The 21,009-nt window shown below is 32.4% G+C and carries 18 protein-coding genes and 1 tRNA gene; 4 read left to right on the top strand and 15 right to left on the bottom strand.

What is annotated here, in order from left to right:
- Positions 1–13: 13 nt before the first annotated feature.
- The 6 genes from KCTC32516_RS06305 to KCTC32516_RS06280 all read right to left on the bottom strand — a co-directional run bounded on the left by KCTC32516_RS06305 (position 14) and on the right by KCTC32516_RS06280 (position 5,686).
- Positions 14–859: a 5-oxoprolinase subunit C family protein gene (locus KCTC32516_RS06305; protein WP_301399541.1), complete on the bottom strand. Its 846-nt coding sequence runs from the start codon at positions 857–859 to the stop codon at positions 14–16.
- Positions 856–1,563: a 5-oxoprolinase subunit PxpB gene (gene pxpB / locus KCTC32516_RS06300; protein WP_301399540.1), complete on the bottom strand. Its 708-nt coding sequence runs from the start codon at positions 1,561–1,563 to the stop codon at positions 856–858. The genes KCTC32516_RS06305 and pxpB overlap by 4 nt, the downstream gene beginning before the upstream one ends.
- Complete coding sequence (gene pxpA / locus KCTC32516_RS06295; RefSeq protein WP_301399539.1) at positions 1,556–2,290, bottom strand: 5-oxoprolinase subunit PxpA; 735 nt, start codon at positions 2,288–2,290, stop codon at positions 1,556–1,558. The genes pxpB and pxpA overlap by 8 nt, the downstream gene beginning before the upstream one ends.
- Positions 2,291–3,517 carry an Nramp family divalent metal transporter gene (locus tag KCTC32516_RS06290; RefSeq protein ID WP_301399538.1) on the bottom strand — a complete coding sequence of 409 codons (1,227 nt, stop codon included), beginning with the start codon at positions 3,515–3,517 and terminating at the stop codon, positions 2,291–2,293.
- A 96-nt stretch (positions 3,518–3,613) separates the two neighbouring features.
- The gene (pckA, locus tag KCTC32516_RS06285) at positions 3,614–5,206 is read right to left on the bottom strand and encodes a phosphoenolpyruvate carboxykinase (ATP) (protein ID WP_301399537.1); all 1,593 of its coding nucleotides are present in this window, start codon (positions 5,204–5,206) and stop codon (positions 3,614–3,616) included.
- Positions 5,207–5,308: 102 nt separating this feature from the next.
- Entirely contained in the window at positions 5,309–5,686 is a 378-nt protein-coding gene (locus KCTC32516_RS06280; RefSeq protein ID WP_301399536.1) for a DUF423 domain-containing protein, read from the bottom strand.
- Positions 5,687–5,792: 106 nt separating this feature from the next.
- Between KCTC32516_RS06280 and KCTC32516_RS06275 the strand changes: the two genes are divergently transcribed.
- Positions 5,793–7,163 (top strand): saccharopine dehydrogenase family protein, encoded by a 1,371-nt coding sequence (locus tag KCTC32516_RS06275; protein ID WP_301399535.1) that lies wholly within the window; start codon positions 5,793–5,795, stop codon positions 7,161–7,163.
- Positions 7,164–7,218: 55 nt separating this feature from the next.
- On the opposite strand, the gene KCTC32516_RS06270 is transcribed toward KCTC32516_RS06275, so the two are convergent.
- The 6 genes from KCTC32516_RS06270 to KCTC32516_RS06245 form a co-directional block, all read right to left on the bottom strand.
- Complete coding sequence (locus KCTC32516_RS06270; RefSeq protein ID WP_301399534.1) at positions 7,219–7,941, bottom strand: tRNA1(Val) (adenine(37)-N6)-methyltransferase; 723 nt, start codon at positions 7,939–7,941, stop codon at positions 7,219–7,221.
- Between the two features lie 71 nt (positions 7,942–8,012).
- Positions 8,013–8,097: transfer RNA gene (locus KCTC32516_RS06265), tRNA-Ser, on the bottom strand.
- Positions 8,098–8,123: 26 nt separating this feature from the next.
- Positions 8,124–8,654: a ribosome maturation factor RimM gene (rimM, locus tag KCTC32516_RS06260; RefSeq protein ID WP_301399533.1), complete on the bottom strand. Its 531-nt coding sequence runs from the start codon at positions 8,652–8,654 to the stop codon at positions 8,124–8,126.
- A 17-nt stretch (positions 8,655–8,671) separates the two neighbouring features.
- Positions 8,672–9,274: a 30S ribosomal protein S16 gene (locus KCTC32516_RS06255; protein WP_301399531.1), complete on the bottom strand. Its 603-nt coding sequence runs from the start codon at positions 9,272–9,274 to the stop codon at positions 8,672–8,674.
- A gap of 176 nt (positions 9,275–9,450) precedes the next feature.
- Complete coding sequence (locus tag KCTC32516_RS06250) at positions 9,451–10,989, bottom strand: glycerol-3-phosphate dehydrogenase/oxidase (RefSeq protein WP_301399530.1); 1,539 nt, start codon at positions 10,987–10,989, stop codon at positions 9,451–9,453.
- A gap of 13 nt (positions 10,990–11,002) precedes the next feature.
- Positions 11,003–11,740: a glycerophosphodiester phosphodiesterase family protein gene (locus KCTC32516_RS06245; protein WP_301399529.1), complete on the bottom strand. Its 738-nt coding sequence runs from the start codon at positions 11,738–11,740 to the stop codon at positions 11,003–11,005.
- A gap of 147 nt (positions 11,741–11,887) precedes the next feature.
- Between KCTC32516_RS06245 and dnaE the strand changes: the two genes are divergently transcribed.
- A complete protein-coding gene (gene dnaE / locus KCTC32516_RS06240) occupies positions 11,888–16,267 on the top strand; it encodes a DNA polymerase III subunit alpha (RefSeq protein ID WP_301399528.1) in 4,380 nt (1,459 codons plus the stop codon).
- On the opposite strand, the gene KCTC32516_RS06235 is transcribed toward dnaE, so the two are convergent.
- Entirely contained in the window at positions 16,264–16,515 is a 252-nt protein-coding gene (locus KCTC32516_RS06235; protein ID WP_301399527.1) for a hypothetical protein, read from the bottom strand. The genes dnaE and KCTC32516_RS06235 overlap by 4 nt on opposite strands.
- Positions 16,516–16,697: 182 nt before the next feature.
- On the opposite strand from KCTC32516_RS06235, the gene KCTC32516_RS06230 reads away from it, so the two are divergent.
- Positions 16,698–17,048, top strand: a complete 351-nt coding sequence (locus tag KCTC32516_RS06230) for a hypothetical protein (protein ID WP_366911052.1) — start codon at positions 16,698–16,700, stop codon at positions 17,046–17,048.
- Here KCTC32516_RS06230 and gldA read toward each other — a convergent pair.
- Both gldA and KCTC32516_RS06220 read right to left on the bottom strand, forming a co-directional pair.
- Entirely contained in the window at positions 17,045–17,938 is an 894-nt protein-coding gene (gene gldA, locus KCTC32516_RS06225) for a gliding motility-associated ABC transporter ATP-binding subunit GldA (RefSeq protein WP_301399526.1), read from the bottom strand. The two genes, KCTC32516_RS06230 and gldA, sit on opposite strands and share 4 nt — an antisense overlap.
- A 62-nt stretch (positions 17,939–18,000) precedes the next feature.
- A complete protein-coding gene (locus tag KCTC32516_RS06220) occupies positions 18,001–20,226 on the bottom strand; it encodes a zinc-dependent metalloprotease (RefSeq protein ID WP_301399525.1) in 2,226 nt (741 codons plus the stop codon).
- A gap of 83 nt (positions 20,227–20,309) precedes the next feature.
- Here KCTC32516_RS06220 and lipB point away from each other — a divergent pair, with 83 nt between their 5' ends.
- Complete coding sequence (lipB, locus tag KCTC32516_RS06215; protein ID WP_301399524.1) at positions 20,310–21,008, top strand: lipoyl(octanoyl) transferase LipB; 699 nt, start codon at positions 20,310–20,312, stop codon at positions 21,006–21,008.
- The last annotated feature ends 1 nt before the right edge of the window (position 21,009 follow it).

Raw genomic sequence — 21,009 nt, 5'->3', positions numbered from 1 at the left:
TGAGATGCTTTTTTTATTTCAATTCAAATTGTATTTTATCTTTTGTGCTTTTTTGAGCCAAAATATTTATTGCTTCTTCAGTAAGTTGTAACACTCTTGGATAACCACCTGTTACTTGACAATCTCGCATTAAAATAATGAACTTTCCAGATGGTGTCAATTGCACAGTTCCTGGTAAAACACCAGAAGTTAAAATGGGTTTTAATTCGTTTTTAAACAATTCTTCTAATCGATACCCTACTCTATTATTATCATTTGAAATTAAAAATTGAGTTCCCATTAATTGCTCTTGTTGCGTATTTGTTAGCAAATCAAATTCTGGTCCCTTTAAACACTTAATGCTATTGGTATTAAAATGATGTTGGCTAATTTTAATTTTTGATAACGTGTTTTTATTTTCTGACTTCGTTGAATTTATTTTTATTTGATCTTCTTTTTTAAGAACAAAACCCTCTGTAATTCCTTTGTAAAAACTTTTACTATTAAGAACAACTTCTGATGAAATTCCGCCTTGCACACTCAAATAGGTTCGAACTCCAAATGTTTTTTTACCGAAAGACAAAACTGAACCTTTTTTGACTTCTATAACTGTATTCATTTGCGCATCCTTATCATCAATTTTTGGACTAAAATTTGCACCAGTTAAACATATCTTCAACTCTTTTTCAAACCTGAATTTACAACCACCAAAAGTAATTTCGATGACAGCTTCTTCTATATTATTATGCAATAATTGATTTCCAATTTTAGCAGAATAAGAATCCATAACTCCAGAAACAGGAACGCCAATATGTGCAAAACCCGATCTTCCTAAATCTTGAATAGAACTATATATTCCTGGATTTAAAACTGTAATCATAGTATCTTTTCAATTTGATAATTGTTGTCTTTGATATGATTATATTCTTCTAATGAAATATTTTCAAAAGTAATTTTGTCTCCCGTTTTCGCAAAACAGGGATATTGATTTTGTACATCAAAAAAAGAAACTGGCGAGTTTCCAATAATATTCCAACCGCCAGAACTTTGATTGGAATAAACGCCCGTTTGATTTCCTCCAATAGCAACTGCGCCTTTTGGAACATGTAATCTTGGTGTCGCTTTTCTTGGAATTGCAATTTGATCATCCAATCCACCCAAATATAAAAACCCAGGTAAAAATCCAATAAAATAAACCGTATAGATTCCTTTGGTATGTAATTGAATGATTTCTTCTGAACTTATTTTTATAATTTTTGAAATTTCATCTAAATCAATTCCGAATTGTTTATCATAGCAAACAGGAATTTTCCAATGTGTTATTTTTTGCTTTTCTGCGATAGATTTTTGCCGATATAATTTCTTTAAAAATTCAATTTTTGTTGCGGTGTTTTGAAGCACAAAATTATACACAAGTAATATTGAATTGTAACCAATAATACAGTCTTTTAGCTCTATTTTTTTATCAATATTACTTTTAAAATTTAAAATATCCTTTAAAATTATTTCACTAATTTCAGAAGGCCATTCAATTAAAATAGCTTTTTCACCAAAAATTTTATATGAAAGCTGAAAATTAGGCAATTTGTATATTTTGAGTTTTTAATAGTGCTGTTACTTCTTGCAAAATTTCGAGAGCATTTTGATTATCGCCATGAATACAAAAAGTATCCGCTTTTATTTTTATTAGTGAATTTGAAACTGTTTTTACGCGATCGTTCTGAATCATATTTAATACATGTTCATAAACTTTGGTCGGATTAGAAATAACTGCATTTGATTCTGTTCTAGAAACTAAAGACAAGTCGTTCTTATAATTCCGATCAGCAAAAGCTTCGTATTTAATGTTGATGTTATTTTCAATAGCTACTTTTTCAATTTCTGAATTATATGGAACATATAAATAAGCTTTCTCTACATATTTTTTAATAGTATTGACAAAAACTGTTGCCGCTTTTTTATCCTTAGCAATTAAATGATATAAAGCTCCATGTGCTTTAATATGATGTAGTTTCTCATTCTTTTTTTCTAAACATTTTTGAAATAAATCTAGTTGAAAAACAATACTTTTTTTCAAATCCTCATCAGAGATATTCATGATTTTTCTTCCAAAATTTTTTTTATCAGGAAATGATGGATGCGCCCCAATCTTAACTTTATTCTCAATAGCTAATTGAATGGTTTCATCAATCGATTTTTCATCCCCAAAATGACCTCCACAGGCTATATTACACGACGAAATATAGGACATTAAAAGATGCTCATTCTCTACTCCTTCACCAACATCGCAATTAAAATCAATTACCTTCATTTATAGTAAATTAAAAACTTTGAGTATTCCTTTTAAACCAAGAAAAATAGTACCAACTACTATAATTAATCCAAAAACATTTTGTCTTTTTGAATTCACATAAACCCCTAATACAGATTTTTTATTCATAATCCACAATAAAATTCCAGCTATAATTGGCAGTAACATTCCGTTTGCAACCTGTGCGAATTTTATAATTTCAATAGGTTTTAACCCTAATGAAGAAAAGAAAATTCCAAGTAGTAAAACAATAATCCAAACGGCTCTAAACTGTCTTGATTTTAAACCAACGCTCCATCCTAAACATCCTTTTGCTACATAAGCGGCAGCTAATGGAGCAGTAATTGCAGAAGTTATTCCTGCTGCAAACAATCCGATTGAAAGAAAGTATTTTGAAAACTCTCCATACAATGGTGCTAGTCCTTTTGCTAAATCAGATGCGTTTGAAATTGTACTGGTTTGTATTCCTGCTGCAGAAACCATAATTGCCATCGAAACCAATCCTCCTAAAATGATTGAAATAATAGTATCCTTTTTAGCAAATGAAATATCTTCTTTTTTCTTCCACCTTTCTTTAACTAATGAAGCATGTAAAAACAAATTATAGGGGACAACCGTTGTTCCAATTAAACCAATTATTGTTAATAAACTATTGTCAGGGAAACTTGGAATAAAAATTCCTTTGAAAATTTCTGAGAGATTGGGTTTTGTTATAATTGCAGTAATAACAAATGAAACACTCATCATTAAAACAAGTGTAATTAGCGCCCTTTCTAATATTTTATAATTCCCTATGTATAACAAAACAAAAGCAATAACTCCAACTAGTAAACTCATGCTATTGATAGAAAATGAACCGATAATAAATTCTATTTTACCTAAAACTGTTTCTAGTCCTAAAACTCCTCCACTAATATTTCCTGCTTCGTAAGATGCATTTCCAACTACAATTGCTGCTAAGATTAATAGCGTAATAAATTGTTTTAAAAAAGGGATTTTAATTTCTTCTCGTATGACTTCTGATAATCCTTTTTGAGAAATAATTCCTAATCGGGCCGCCATTTCTTGCAAAACAATAGTTGCAAAAATAGAAAGCACCATGGCCCACAACAAATTGAAACCGAAATTAACTCCTGCTATTGTGCACAGTGTCACTGTTCCTGGACCTATAAAAGCTGCCGCAATTAAAGTTCCGGGACCTATATTTTTAAACCACTTTTTTATCATATATTTTAGTAAGTTGATGTTCTATAAAAATAGGAAAAACAATCCATAAAAAAAGCACCTCAATTGAGATGCTTTTTTTATAGTTTACAGTTTGGTTTACATTAGTGGTCCACCAGTCATAATTTCTTCATTTGCATATTCTTCAAATTTTGCAAAGTTTTTTCTAAATGAATTTGCAAGCTCTAATGCTTTTTTATCATAAGATGCTTTATCTGTCCAAGTATCTTTTGGATTTAAAACTTCATTTGGCACATCATCACAATGTATTGGCATAGACAATCCAAATATTGGGTGCTGTACAAACTCAACAGCATCTAAGTTTCCTTCCAAAGCTTCCGTAATCATTGCACGGGTGTACTTTAATTTCATTCTACTTCCTGTTCCGTAAGAACCACCTGTCCAACCTGTGTTAATCAGCCAAACATTTACGTTGGCTTCTTTCATTTTAGTACTTAACATTTCTGCATAACGTGTTGGATGTAATGGCATAAATGGTGCTCCAAAACAAGCAGAAAAACTTGGAGTTGGCTCATCAATTCCTGCTTCTGTTCCAGCAACTTTTGCAGTATAACCTGAAATAAAGTGGTACGCTGCTTGACCTGGTGTTAGTTTTGAGATTGGAGGCAATACTCCAAAAGCATCAGCTGTTAGAAAAAATATGTTTTTTGGATTATTACCAATGGATCCTGGCTGTATATTATCTATATGATAAATTGGATAACTAACTCTTGTATTTTGTGTAATAGAAGTATCTTCAAAATCTACATCACCGTTTTCTTTTAGAATTACATTTTCTAAAATAGCTCCCTTTTTAATTGCATGAAAAATGTCTGGTTCCTTTTCTTCAGTCAAATCAATAACTTTAGCGTAACAACCACCTTCAAAATTAAAAACAGTATTGTCAACTGTCCAACCGTGCTCATCATCACCAATTAATCTTCTATCTGGATCTGCTGACAAGGTTGTTTTACCTGTCCCAGATAATCCAAAGAAAATTGCTGTATCTCCGTCTTTACCAACATTTGCAGAACAGTGCATAGGCAATGTTTTTTTAAATACTGGAAGAATAAAGTTTAATGCAGAAAAAATACCTTTTTTAATTTCTCCAGTATACCCCGTTCCTCCAATTAAAGCTATTTTTTTTGAAAAATTAAGAATTGCAAAATTATGTTGTCTTGTTCCATCAATTTCTGGATCTGCCATAAAACCTGGCGCATTAATGATAGTCCATTCTGGAGAAAACGTTTTTAATTGATCTTCCGTTGGACGTAAAAACATATTGTGAGCAAATAAGTTCGCCCAAGGATGCTCATTTACAACCCGAATATTTAATTTGTAATCTTCATCTGCACACACATAACTATCTCTAACAAAAATTTCTTTGTTAGATAAATAGTTTGTTACTCTATCATATAATTTATCAAATTTATCAACATCAAAAGGGATGTTGATATCTCCCCACCAAACTTCATCTTTCGTCACATCGTCTTTTACGATAAAACGGTCTTTAGGCGACCTTCCAGTAAATTCTCCTGTATTAATAGCTAAAGCTCCAGAAGAAACTTCAACTCCTTGTTCTTTTTCAATAGTTGCTGCATGTAACTCATCAGAAGTTAAGTTGTAATGAGTTGTTGCATTTTTAATTCCTAAACTATCTAGTGAAATTGATTTTGAATCAAAATTTACCATGTTTAAATTTTAAGTTATTTATTTAGTTGTGTTAAATAATAAAGAGCAAAAGTACAGATTATTTTCACAATGATTTAATCATTTTAAATTTTTATCAACTATTTATTGTTCATTTCTTTTTGCAAAACTAAATGCCATAAACGACCAACCTAACATTAAAAACAAACCTCCTAAAGGAGTAATAAACCAGATGCTTTTAGCAGAAACTCCGATTAATTCAATTACATAAATAGAACCAGAAAAAAACAAAATTCCTAGAAAAAACAACCAACTGATACGGGTCTTTTGCTTTGCAGTAAAACCTTGATACGTGTTTACAAATAGCAATACAATTACATGATACATTTGATAGCGAACCGCAGTTTCAAAACTATTCAGGCCTCCTATTGTTAAAGTTTTTGACAGCGCATGCGCTCCAAAAGCTCCTAAAATGATTGTTAAGATTCCTAATACTGATGTTATTGTTAAATTTTTATTCATTTTTTTGATTTTTGTTTTATTTTAAACTTTTCTCGCTGAATTGTGTATTTTAGCTAAACATTATTTACACGATTCACAATTGTAAAATTAGTTATAAAATAATAAAATGAGAAACATCTTAATTATTGGAGCTGGCAAATCTAGCTCTTCACTTATAAAATATTTACTTGATACATCTTCTAAAGAAAATTTACATATTACTATTGGAGATATTTCTATAGAAGACATCAATAAACGAATTCCAAAACACCCCAATTTAACTGTAATTCAGCTTAATGTTTTTAATAAAACCCAAAGAGAAACTGCCATAAAAAAAGCAGATATTGTTATTTCGATGTTGCCTGCAAGGTTTCATTTAGAAGTTGCAAAAGACTGTATCCAATTTCAAAAAAACATGGTTACTGCTTCTTACATTTCTGATGAAATGAAAGCGTTAGATGCTAATGTTAAAAAGAACGGCTTGGTTTTTATGAACGAAATTGGCGTAGATCCAGGAATTGATCATATGAGTGCCATGCATGTTATTGATAAAATTCATGCAAAAGGCGGAAAAATAGTATTATTCGAATCTTTTACTGGTGGATTAGTTGCCCCTGAAAGCGATACTAATTTATGGAATTATAAATTTACTTGGAATCCAAGAAACGTTGTAACTGCTGGACAAGGAGGCGCAGCAATGTTTATTCAAGAAGGAACTTACAAATACATTCCCTATCATAAATTATTTAGAAGAACTGAGTTTTTACAAATAAACGGAAGCGGAAAATTTGAAGCATACGCTAATAGAGATTCTTTAAAATACCGTTCTATTTATGGTTTGGAAAACATTCCTACAATGTACAGAGGAACAATCAGGAAAGTTGGTTTTTCTAGAGCTTGGAACATCTTTATTCAATTAGGAATGACCGATGACACCTACACAATTGAAGACTCAGAACACATGAGTTATCGTGATTTTGTTAATTTGTTTTTAGCGTATAGTCCAACAGACTCTGTAGAATTAAAATTGCGTTCGTATTTAAAAATTGATCAAGATGATGTAATGTGGGAAAAGTTAATTGAGCTCGATATTTTTAATCCAACAAAAATAATTGGATTGAAAAATGCAACTCCAGCTCAAATTTTACAGAAAATATTAATGGATAAATGGACGCTTTCTGAAGAGGATAAAGACATGATTATTATGCACCATAAATTCGGTTTCGAATTAAATGGTAAAAAGCAACAAATAGAAAGTAGCATGGTTACTATTGGAGAAAACCAAACCTACACTGCAATGGCAAAAACGGTTGGCTTGCCTGTTGCAATTGCTGCATTAAAAATACTAAACGGAGAAATTAAAACGCCTGGTGTTTTAAGACCAATTTCTAAAGAAGTGTATGAACCCATTTTAAAAGAATTAGAAAGTTTCGGTATTTCTTTTACAGAAAAAGAGGTTCCTTATTTGGGATACAATCCAGAAAATGTAATCGGTTAATGAAAAAGAAATGAATCTAAATGCGATTTTACTATTTTGTGAAATCGCATTTTTTTTACATTTTTAAATAAAAGTCTTTGGTCAGGTTGATATATGCTTCGGTGTATTGATGTCTCTCTTTTTCGATAACCAAAACTGCTGCTTGGATTTCTTTTTTACCAAAAGCAAAGCACAATAAACTTCTTTTAATTTCTGAAGTCGCTGTTCCTTTTACATGACAAATTCTAATCGGAAATAAATTGTTTTGTTGTGCAATTTTTATAAAATTTTCTTCTTCTTTAAACGGAATTATCACAGAAAACTCACCTGTTTTAGAAAGGATTTTAGAAACACCTAAAATTAAATTTTCAAAAGTAAGTGACGATGTAAATCGCGCTTTATTTCTCGCTTCATTTTCAGTTTCAAAAGCATCGGTATAAAATGGCGGATTCGAAATTATCAAATCATATTTTTCTTCTTCATCTTCCATTTCGCGCGTAAATTCTTCAAAAGACGAATGGTAACAAAACAACCGATCTGACCAATCGCTTAATTCAAAATTTTCAACACTTTGCTCATACGCGTTTTCATCAACCTCTATTGCATCAATCGTAAATGCATCAGAACGTTGTGCTAACATAAGCGCAATAATTCCAGTTCCTGCACCAATATCTAAAATTGTATTTGGAAATTTTTCTAAAGAACACCAAGCGCCAAGCAACACCGCATCAGTTCCAACTTTCATCGCAGTTTTATCCTGATGAATTACAAATTCCTTAAATTGAAATGGTTTCCTCAATATATTCTCTAATTTTAAAACAAAAATTCCGCGAAAATAAACGCAGAACTTTTAAACTTTTTACTCTCTTGCAGAGAGGAAGGGATTCGAACCCTCGATACGTTGCCGTATACACACTTTCCAGGCGTGCGCCTTCGACCACTCGGCCACCTCTCTTTATTCTGAATTTGTTTCAGAATCTATTAATCTTCTAAGTAAAGCTCAATCAATCCTTTAGGAGTTTCAACTTCAATTACTTTATTTTCTCTATCAATTTTTTTGATAAAATCATCAATCATCGGAATAAAAACTTCTTTATCTCCGTTCTTGATTTCAAATAAAGGCTGTGCTGTTTTATCGTTGATTCCTTCAATGGTTCCAACCAATCCGTAATTTACATCAACAGCTTTAAAGCCAATTACTTCATGAAAATAAAATTTATCTCCAGATAATTTTGGCAGCAAATCCAACGGTAAATATACATCTGCTTTTAAAATGCCATCCGCTTCTTCTTCGGTGTACATATCTTCGAACTGAACACGCAATTGATTTCCTTTTTGAAGTAAACTTTTTTCAATAAAAAATGGAATCAGATTATTGCCTAAATCGACAAAAATTGATTCCATTTCTTGGTACAGTTCAGGTTCGTCGGTATCTAACTTGATGACCACTTCACCTTTAAAACTATGTTTTCTAACGATTTTGCCTAAATAAAAACAATCTTCTTTACGCATTTCGCTAAAATTTTGAATTACTCTGCAGATTTCTCTTCAGTAGATTCTTCTGTTTCAGTTTCAGTTTCTTCAACAACTTCTTCAGTTGTAGCTTCTGCAGCAACTTTTTCTGCTTCTAATGCAGCTTCAGCAGCTTCAGCAGCTTCTTTCTCTGCAACAATTGCAGCTTCAGCCTCTTTAACAGCATTTACACGAGCTTCGTTTACCGCTTTTTCTGCAGCTAATGCAGCAGCTTTTGCTTCTGTTTGCTCTTTTGTTAATCCTTCTTTTTTAGCAGTAATTCTTCCTGCTTTTTCTTCTAACCAAGCAGTAAATTTTGCTTCTGCTTGCTCTTCAGTTAAAGCTCCTTTACGAACTCCACCAGCCAAATGATTTTTTAACATCACACCTTTGTAAGATAAAATTGCTCTCGCAGTATCTGTAGGTTGCGCTCCGTTTTGTAACCATTTTACAGCACCATCAACATCTAATTCAATAATTGCTGGGTTTACATTAGGGTTATAAGTTCCTAATTTTTCTAAGAATTTACCATCTCTTTTTGCACGAGCATCAGCTGCTACGATTGAATAAAATGGTTTTCCTTTTTTACCGTGTCTTTGTAATCTAATTTTTACTGACATTTATTGTTAATTTTTTAAGGTTCTCGACCTTGATTATTAAAATTCTTATTATCTCGTAATAAGCGGCTGCAAATATACAAAAATATTTTTCAAAATAAATTAGAAAAACAATTAAAAATCAAGGAATTAAAATCGAATAATTGCTGCCTTAAATTGTTGATGAAACAAGATAAAATCTACGGAAGATATGTACTTGCCACTTTTTGATAAGATGTAAGTTGCTCTTGAATCCAATCTTCAGTTGTACCCAATTCTTTTGCCATTATTTCTGCAACAACGGGAGCTACATCAAGGCTCGCTTTTACATCAAGAAATAAAAGACGCGTTCTTCTTGCTAAAAAATCTTCAATTGTCTTGGCCTTTTCATTTCGTACTGCAAAAACAATTTGTGCTTTTATAATTGGATATTCTTGATGTAATTTCTCTTTTAAATCAGGATTATCAGCACTTATTTTCTTTATTTTTAAAGCATCAGATCCATAAATACTCAACGCTTCAAAAACTGCAGAATTTTCATGAAAACCGTTCAATTGTAATTTATGTGTGTCTGATTTAACTCTTGGCAAACCGGCGTACGTAGAAGCTTTGTTTACAACATCTTTTGCCATTTTTCGATACGTTGTCCATTTTCCGCCTAAAATACTAACCAATCCGTTTTCGCTAATTTCTATTTGATGTTCTCTAGATATTTCAGAAGAACTTTCAGAAGAATCATTTTTCACCAAAGGTCGTAAGCCTGAGAAAACACTTTTAATATCTTTTTTAGTTGGATTTTTAACAAGGTATTTAGCCGTGTGATTCAATAAAAAATTAATTTCTTCTTCTGTTGAAACAGGATCAAGATTGTATTCTTGAACTTCAATATCTGTCGTTCCAATCAACAATTTATCGTGCCAAGGAACAGCAAATAAAACACGTCCGTCTTTGGTATGAGGAATCATAATTGCAGTTTCTCCCTTTAAGAAACTCTTATCCAACACAATATGAGTACCTCGACTTCCCGTCATTCTGTTGTTTACACCTGAAAGATCTTTTTTTCGAACGGCATCTGCAAAAACTCCCGTTGCATTGATCACTACTTTTGCCTTAATTTCAAAGGTCGATTTTGTCTGCACATCTTTAATAATTCCGCCACTAATTTTATCATTTGTTTTGGTTAGCGAAATTAATTCTGTGTAATTCAATAAAGTAGCGCCTTGCTTTTCAGCCGTTAACAACATACTAATTAGTAGACGTGTGTCGTCAAATTGTCCATCATGATACAAAATGCCTCCTTGCAACCCTTCTTGTTCTATCGTAGGCAAGTAAGAAATCGTTTCTTCTTTGGATAAAAACTCAGATTTCCCAAATCCTTCTTTTCCCGCAAGCATGTCGTACAATTTAAGTCCGATTCCATAAAATGGACTTTCCCACCAATCATAAGTCGGAACAACAAAATTCAAATCGTGTACAATATGAGGTGCGTTCTTTTTTAAAATCGCTCGTTCTTTCAACGATTCTAAAACTAGAGAAATGTTTCCTTGCTGCAAATACCGAACGCCTCCATGAATTAATTTGGTGCTTTTACTGGATGTTCCTTTTCCAAAATCACTTTGCTCAACAAGCAATGTTTTATAACCTCTAGATGCTGCATCAATTGCAGTTCCAACTCCTGTCGCTCCGCCACCAATGATTAAAACATCCCAATGCGTTTCTTCTAATTCTTTATTTTTCATGAATTTTGCAATTTTAAAGTTGATCTAAAATCCATTTTGGTCTGTCTGTCGTAACTGCATCAGCACCTAGTTTTAAAAAATGTTTTGTCAACTCCACAGAATTTGTTGACCAAATATACAAAAGCAAGTTTGCTGTTTTTACGGCCTCTACAAAGTTTTTATCAGCAATTTTTCCAGCCCAAACGTTGATTCCGTCTAAATTTGCTTGTTTCGTTTTTTTTAGAATTGATTCAATTCCGACATATTCTTTCTCAGTCTCTTTTGTGTAATCTAAATCTAACAACCAAAGGGATTTGTTGTTTGGAAAACTTTTTTTAACTTCAGAAATAACCTCATAATCAAAACTAATAAACACTAAAGCATCAAAAGAATAGTTTGCTACTTCTCGTTCTAAAATCGGAATAATTTCTTTTCCACATTTTATTTCGATAATCAAAGTACTCTCTATTGGAATCGTTTCAAGAACTTCTTTTAGAGTCGGTATTTTATCAACACCTGTTTTTAAGCAAACGCTTAAGTCTTGTAATTCCGCTAAAGTTTGATCTTTAACCAAAGCATCTTTTCCTGTAAGTCGTTTGGTGTTTTCATCATGAATGACAACAATTTGGTAGTCTTTTGATAGATGTACATCAATTTCTGCTTTTTTAATTCCCAAATTCCAAGCTAGTTGAATTGCAGAAAGCGTGTTTTCTGGAGCGTTAAAAGAAGCCCCTCGATGCCCAATAATTTGTAAAGTAAAATCTTTCATCATTTTGTCTTTCGTAAAGATATTGAATATAGTAGTTTTATCACTTGATTCGATTCTATAATTGTTAACAACTATTACCGTTTCTTCACTTAAAAAAATATCAAAAAAAAGTATCTTTAAAGTCTCTAAAAATACAATTTAAAATCATTTATGTACTTAATTTTTGATACCGAAACAACAGGTTTGCCTAAAAGCTGGAATGCACCAATTACCGATACAGATAATTGGCCAAGATGCATTCAGATTGCTTGGCAGTTGCATGATAAATTCGGAAATTTATTAGAACATAATGATTTTTTAATTCAACCTGACGGATTTAACATTCCGTATGATGCAGAAAGAATTCACGGAATTTCTACAGAACTTGCCCAGGAACAAGGAATTTCTTTAGCGGAAAGTTTACAGTTATTTAATGAAGCCTTGCAAAAAACAAAATTTATTGTTGGTCAAAATGTTGGTTTTGATCTTAATATTATGGGCTGTGAATTTCATCGTTTAGGGGTTGAAAGTAAGTTAAATAAACTACCTCTTTTAGATACGTGTACTGAGAAAACAGCGTTGATGTGTCAACTTCCTGGAGGAAGATATGGGAAGTTTAAATTGCCAACGTTAACAGAATTACACAGACATTTATTTGGACAAGATTTTGCAGAAGCACATAACGCAACTGCCGATGTTGAAGCAACAACACGTTGTTTTTTAGAATTGATTCGTTTACGAGAATTCACCAAAGAAGAATTAGATGTTGATGAAAGTTATTTTCAAAATTTCTCAGAAGCAAATCCAAAACCAATTCAGGTAATTGGTTTAAAACACATCAACCTAAAAAAAGAAAGTGAAAAAATTAGAAAACGTGCTGAGGCAAAAAAAGATGCCGACACAACAGCCGTTTCTACAAAAAATATTGCCTCATTAGAAGGTGTTCAGTTTGCGCATTTACACAATCACACACAGTTTTCTGTACTACAATCTACCATGCAAATTGGCAACATTGTAAAGGCTGCTGCAAAAGACAACATGTCTGCAATTGCTTTGACAGACACAGGAAATATGATGGCAGCTTTTCATTTTGTAAGCGCTATTTTAAATCATAATAAAACTGCAGAAGCCAAAAACAAAGAGTTAGAGGCTGAAGGTGAAACACCAACCGAAACTATTTTAAAACCCATTGTTGGTTGCGAATTTAATATTTGCGAAAATCATTTAGATAAAAGCAAAAAAGACAACGGATATCAAGTTGTTTTGTTGGCGAAAAATAAAAAAGGATATCACAATTTGGCAAAAATGTCGTCCATCGCATTTGTAGATGGCTTCTATTATATTCCTAGAATCGACAAAGCAATTGTAGAAAAATACAAAGAAGATATTATTGTACTTACTGGAAATTTATACGGAGAAATTCCAAGTAAAATTTTAAATGTCGGAGAAAAACAAGCAGAAGAAGCCTTGCTTTGGTGGAAATCTGTTTTTAAAGATGATTTTTACATCGAATTGATGCGTCATGGACAAGAAGATGAAAAAATAGTCAATGAAACCTTATTAAAATTCTCTAAAAACCACCACATAAAAACGGTTGCTACCAACAACACTTTTTATTTAGAAAAAGGAGATGCCAATGCGCATGATATTTTATTGTGTGTAAAAGACGGAGAAAAACAAGCTACTCCAAAAGGTCGCGGAAGAGGCTATCGTTACGGTTTGCCAAACGATGAATATTTTTTCAAATCTTCTGAACAAATGAAGCAATTATTTGCAGATTTACCAGAAGCAATTTCTAACATTCAAGAAGTTGTTGATAAAGTGGAACCTTACACGTTGGCAAGAGATGTTTTATTACCCGCTTTTGATATTCCAACAGAATTTCAAGATGAAAAAGATGCAGAAGATAGCGGAAAAAGAGGAGAAAACAATTACTTACGCCATTTAACCTATGAAGGTGCAAAAAAACGCTACGGAGAAATTACAGAAGCAATTGGAGAGCGTTTAGATTTTGAATTGTCTGTAATTGAAAAAACGGGTTATCCAGGATATTTTTTAATTGTAGAAGATTTTATTAGAGAAGCCAGAAATATGGATGTTGCCGTTGGTCCTGGTCGTGGTTCTGCTGCTGGATCTGTTGTTGCGTATTGTTTGTGGATTACCAATTTAGATCCAATTACATACGATTTACTTTTTGAGCGTTTCTTAAATCCAGAACGTGTTTCGATGCCAGATATCGATATCGATTTTGATGATGAAGGACGTGGAAAAGTAATGGAGTATGTAATCAATAAATATGGATCTAATCAGGTTGCGCAAATTATTACCTACGGAACCATGGCTGCAAAATCTTCTATTAGAGACACAGCAAGAGTACTAGATTTACCGCTTTTTGAAGCCGACAGAATTGCCAAGTTAATTCCTGGAATGAAACTGAGCAAAATCTTTTCATTAGGCGATAAAGAGCTAAAAGAAAAATTGCGTTCAGAAGAAATTGAATTGGTGAACGAGCTTAAAAAATTAGCTGAAGGAACTGATTTAAGTGCAGAAACCATCAACAAAGCAAGGGTTTTAGAAGGCTCTGTTCGTAATACCGGAATTCACGCTTGTGGTGTAATTATTACACCATCCGACATTACAAATTTTGTTCCGGTGACACTTGCTAAAGATTCTGACATGTATGTGACACAATTCGATAACTCGGTTGTGGAAAGTGCAGGTTTGTTGAAAATGGATTTCTTGGGATTAAAAACATTAACCCTAATTAAGCATACCGTAAAAATTGTAAAGGCAAAACACGGAATTGAATTAGATCCAGAAAATTTTCCGTTGGATGATGAAAAAACATACGAATTATTTCAACGTGGAGAAACGGTTGGGATTTTTCAATACGAATCACCCGGAATGCAAAAACACATGCGTGCTTTAAAACCAACTGTTTTTGCCGATTTAATTGCAATGAATGCGTTGTACAGACCTGGACCAATGGAGTACATTCCGTCGTTTATCAACAGAAAACACGGAACGGAAGATATTGAGTATGATTTGCCAGCGATGGAAGAATACTTGGCAGAAACTTACGGAATTACAGTCTATCAAGAGCAAGTAATGTTGTTGTCGCAAAAGTTAGCAGATTTTACCAAAGGTGAAGCTGATGTGTTGCGTAAAGCCATGGGAAAAAAACAAGCTTCTGTGCTTGCTAAAATGAAACCGAAATTTATTGAGCAAGCAAGTAAAAATGGGCATGATGCAGAAAAATTAGAGAAAATCTGGAAAGATTGGGAAGCGTTTGCAAGTTATGCTTTTAACAAATCTCACTCCACTTGTTATGCCTGGATTGCCTATCAAACGGCATATTTAAAAGCACATTATCCTGCTGAATATATGGCCTCTGTGTTGTCAAATAACATGAATGACATTAAGTCTGTTTCGTTTTTTATGGAAGAATGCAAACGTTCTGGACTGACCGTTTTAGGTCCAGATGTGAACGAATCGTATTCTAAATTTTCTGTAAATAAAGAAGGAAATATCCGTTTTGGAATGGCGGCAATTAAAGGAGTTGGAAGTTTGGCTGTAAAAGCAATTATTGATGAACGTAAAAAAAATGGACACTTTGTGTCGATTTTTGATGTTGCAAAACGTGTTGATTTACGTGTTGCTAATAAAAAAGCATTTGACGGATTGATTTTAGCTGGCGGATTTGATTCTTTTAAAGATTCTCATAGAGCGCAATATTTTGCTCAAGATGAAAAAGGACAAACCTTTATTGAGAAGGCATTGCGTTACGGAAACAAATATCAAGATGGAGAAAATTCATCACAAGTTTCTTTGTTTGGAGAAGCATCAGATATTCAATTGCCAGAACCTATTATTCCAGAATGTGAAACTTGGAGCACCATGGAAACTTTAGGGAAAGAAAAAGAAGTGGTCGGAATTTATATTTCTGCGCATCCTTTAGATGATTTTAAAAACGAATTGACCTTTTGTAATGCCAATTTATCTCATTTTAAAGGAGATCTTACGAAGTATGTGGGAATGAATTTATCTTTTGCAGGAATTGTTACCGACGTTCAACATCGAGTTTCTAAAGCTGGAAAAGGTTGGGCTACTTTTTTTATAGAAGATTATTATAACAATAATGAGTTTCGAATTTTTGGAGAAGAATATTTAAAATTTAGACACTTTTTAGTTCCAAATTCTTTCTTATTTGTAAAAACAGTAATCAAAGCAGGTTGGGCAAATAAAAATACTGGAATCGTTGGTGAACCAAGATTACAGTTTACAGAATTCAAATTATTGCACGACACGATGGATGAAATGTGTAAAAAAATCACCATTCAAATTCCTGTTGAAGAAGTAACAGAAAACAACATTACGAATCTGCAACAATTATTAGAAACAAATCCTGGTAAACAAAGTCTGTATTTTACAATTTGGGATAAAAAAGAAAAAATAGAACTGAGTTTACCAAGTAGAATTCCTAAAATAAAAATAACAAATGAACTGTTAGCTAAATTAGAAAAAGAACAAGTTACTTTTAAATTGAATTAACTCATTCCTGCTAAAATTGCCAAACCGCCAAACATAAATAAGAATAGCATTATGATGATAAAGTAAATTACCATTAATAATAAAGTTCCTTTTGCCCAATTTTTCTTATTAATTCTTGTGTTTGAGTCAAATGCCCAAATCAATACTAAAATAAATCCTACAATTGGAATGGATGCTAAAAAGATGGTTAATGCCCATTCTTTATAAGACATTATAGTTGCATTTTGCTGCTCTGTTAAATCTTCCATTGGTTCGTTTTTTTATAGTTAAACTCAAATATACGTTTTTATAACCTCTTTTTCAACTGTTTATAAATTCAATAATTTTTATAGCTGTATATTTATCAGTCTATAAATGTATTTTCATTAATGCTACATTAAAAAATATTCTTGCAGTTATTGCTGGCCTGGTGATAGGTAGTATTGTGAATATGGGAATAATTATGATGAGTAGCTCTGTAATTCCGCCTCCAAACGGAGCAGATGTTACAAGCATGGAGGGTTTAAAAGAATCTTTACATCTTTTTGAACCAAAACATTTTTTCTTTCCTTTTTTAGCACACGCAATCGGGACTTTAGTTGGAGCAATTGTTACCGATAAAATTGCAGCAACCAAGAAAAAAATGACTTTAATTGTTGGATGTATCTTTTTAGTATTCGGAACGATAAATGTTTTTATGTTGCCTGCTCCAATGTGGTTCAATGCTGTAGATCTTATTTTCGCCTATATTCCAATGGCGCTATTAGCTTCAAAAATTTCAAGTTCAAAAGCAGGACTTTAATTGGTACTTTCTCTAAAAAGTGCTTCTAGATTTTGATTCTGCGTGTTCAACCCTAAAATTTTAAGTCCGTTTTCTTGTGCAAAATCAAACACCACAGAACGCATATCTTTATCAGCATTAAAGGTTAAAAACCATGTAGTATCGTAGTTATTTTTATAGGAAACTAAGTTGGGTAATTTTTTTATAAATTGTTCCTCAAGTTTAAAATCAAACGTCACTTCTATAATTTGCTGCTGGTTAGAACGAACGTCTTTCAGTAATTTATCGACAACTATTTCTCCTTTTTTAATGATGATGACCCGATCGCAAACCGCCTCTACTTCTTGCATGATATGTGTAGAAAACAACACGGTTTTATCTTTTCCTATTTCTTTAATCAACTCCCTAATATCTACCAACTGATTTGGATCTAAACCTGTAGTTGGTTCATCTAAAATTAATACATCTGGATTGTGTAACAAAGCAGCAGCCAAACCAACTCTTTGTTGATAGCCTTTTGATAATTGTCCTATTTTTTTATGAACTTCAGGCGTTAAACCAACTTTTTCTATAATATCAGCAACATTTTCTTTGGCTATTTTATAAATGGATGCTTGAAATTGCAAGTATTCTTTTACATACATTTCTGTATATAACGGATTGTTTTCTGGCAAATAACCAATGTTTTTTTGCGCTTCAATCGGATTTTCTAACACGTTAATTCCGTTGACTAAAACGGTTCCTTCTGTTGGATTTATAAAACCAATTAAGATTTTCATCATGGTAGATTTTCCAGCGCCATTTGGGCCTAAGAATCCAACAATAGATCCTTTTTCTAAAGAAAAACTGATGTTATTTAGCACTTTTTGAGAATCGTAGACTTTGGTTACTGAAGAAACTTCTATAGACATAAGTGAAAATTACACAATAAAAATAATTGACTTAACAAGATAACTGAAAATTATTTTTATTATTATTTTATAAAAACTTTTCTGATAAATTTAATAGACCCATTGGTTACTACTAATATATATAACCCTTGTGACACATTAGAATAGTCCATTTTATTTAAAAACTGTTTTTCTGGATTGTTATAAGTATCCTTTTGAATCAATTGCCCAAATAGATTAAACAATTTAACTTCAACACTTTTAGAGGTTTCTTTCTTCAAACTTAATAACAACTCTTTATTTATTGTTGGATTTGGATATAGTAAAAACCCGTCTTTTACCACAACTTTTACAGTAGTAATCTTAGCTGAATTTACAGCATAAAAAACATTATCGAATGCTTTAACCATTATTCTACCATTAGTTGTATTTAAATTTGGAACAATTACATCTTGTACTCCATCATTAGGCGTCTTTTTCTCTATGACTGTATCAAATGTAACTCCATTATCAGTTGAAAATACAATAGAAACATAAGCACAATTTACTGGTGAGAATGTTGTATTTGCAGCATCCCAAGTAATAGTCTGTATACTAGCTCCTTTCCATTCTATTGGTACCGTATTGTCATTTTGAGAGGTCATCCTAAAAGGCCCAGAATTTCCATCAACTGTAATTTTAGTATCATCTCTAGCAGTTGCTCCACCATTTAAAACATTATCTCTAACCGTTAAAGAAAAATTCATAGACCTAGTTACTGAAGGAACAACTTCCCAAGTAGAAGAAGTATTTCCTGCTAATACAGTTGCTATTTTTGGCATATACCTATCTGGTGACGTAGAAGATGGCAGTGATCTAAACATTGGTCCAACAGTACTTGTTGCAGCTGGCGGTATTGTTGCTGCTTCATTATCTTCTTGTTCCCAATTATAAGTCAAACTATTTGCGCTATCTACATCTGTTGCTGCACCTTTTAACACAAATGGCGTTGATTTTGGGATAAAAAAATTAGTACCAGCATTTGCAACCGGAGCCGAATTATTTGTTGCAGTTTCTGTAGCACAAGTTGCAATTGTAGAAACATAAGTCCACATTTCTTTAATACTTGCTGCATGGAAATATGCATCACTATAGAACTGTATGTTTGGAGCACAAAAACCTGCATACGCCATAATGGTAGAACCACTTCCTGGCTCTACAGCTGTTCCTCTATTTATATTACAGTCTGCATTATTTTGTGTATGATTTGCCCCAAATTGATGCCCAATTTCATGAGCTACTAAATCAATAGCAAAACCATCACCTAATGGTGTTTTTTTCATGGTTACTCCTTTTGCCTTAGTTCCACTTTCACAAACTACGCTACCAGCAGCTAAACCGTTTCCACTTTCATCATTTACCCAAGCAAATAAGTGTCCAATATCGTAATTTGCATCGCCAATAATTGTATCACATTTTTTTTGCGATTCTTCTAACAAGGTATTAATATTATCATTAGTTAACCCATCTGTTGCACTATCTAAAAAAATAAGGTTTTCATTGTTTGTTACGAGTTTCATAGTAACTCCTAAATCCCTCTCAAAAACCCAATTTACACGAGTCATTATGGTATTTATAGCTGACAGAACTGCTGCCTTTTTAACTGCATCTGTTGCAGCTGGGGCAATGTTTTGATTGGTTAAATGAAATTGAGAAAACTCTGCAGTTGCAACTACGGCAAGTCTATACGTTCTTAATTTTCCATCATTTGCATTTGTTGTTTTCTGGAAATTTCTTTGGTTTCCTTTTGACGTATTTTTCTCAAACAAACACTGAAATTTACTTTTAGTAGATTTGTTTTTAAAATAAGCTATTGCTGTTTTTTTATCTTTTGTATAGGGGTCGATTAAAAACATTGGATAGTTCCCTGAAGAAATTATTGCATGAAAACCATCTCTAGATTTACTAAATCGAACTCTTGCGGTTGCATCATCAACTCCAACTCCAACGTACGATTTTATCAAAGGAAATTTCGCTGCTAATTCATCCGAAAAAACAGAAGCTTCTTTTACTAAAAATCGTTGAATTCCGTTTGGAGTTGGCAACTCCATAATGGTTTCTTGACCTGTAGAAAGAGTTAATTTTTTATCAACCAAATCTGCATCTAAAGTATATAGCTCGTAAGATGTTGGTTGCGATTCTCTATATTCTAATGCTTTCTTTGTACTTCTTGCTTTTGCCTTTTTCTTTGTCCAAATGTTTTGTGAAAACATAGAAATAGAAAGAAAAAAGAAAAACAAGAAAGAAAGTTTGTAGTATTTTTTCATCATTAAATGTATCTAAAATTAGTTTGGGTTAATTGTAAATATCACGAACAAATGTAATTAAATATTTATCTTTGCTCTCTACTATTATGAATAAAAACATTCTACTTAAAAACTTAGGCGTTAAAGATTACAAGGAAACTTGGAGTTATCAAACCGAATTATTACAAGAAATTGTTGATCAAAAAATTAGCAATCGAAAGAATAATGAAACAAAAGAAACCAAAAATCATTTCCTTTTTGTAGAACATCCGCATGTGTATACATTGGGTAAAAGTGGCGATTTAGAAAATTTATTATTGAATGAAAATCAGCTAGAAGAAAAAGGGGCTACTTTTTACAAAATAAATCGAGGTGGAGATATTACCTATCACGGTCCGGGACAAATTGTCGGGTATCCTATTTTAGATTTAGAAAATTTTTTTACAGACATTCATAAATACTTGCGTTTTTTAGAAGAAGTTATTATTTTGACTTTAAATGATTACGGTTTAAAAGCAGAAAGAAGCAAAGGAGAAACTGGTGTTTGGCTAGCTGTTGGAACACCTTTTGCTCGTAAAATTTGCGCCATGGGAATTCGTTCTACACGTTGGGTTACGATGCATGGTTTTGCTCTAAATGTAAATGTAGATTTGGGTTATTTCGACAATATTATTCCGTGTGGAATTAGAGGAAAGGCCGTTACTTCTATGGAAGTTGAATTGGGCAGAAAAATTCCTCTAGAAGATGTTCAAGAGAAAATTTTAAACCATTTTACAGATTTGTTTGAAGTAAAATCTTTTCTATAAA

This window comes from Polaribacter huanghezhanensis, from assembly GCF_030444335.1.
GTDB classification, from domain to species: domain Bacteria; phylum Bacteroidota; class Bacteroidia; order Flavobacteriales; family Flavobacteriaceae; genus Polaribacter; species Polaribacter huanghezhanensis.
Note: the sequence above shows the minus strand (reverse complement) of the source record. Positions and strands in the feature narration are given on the sequence as shown.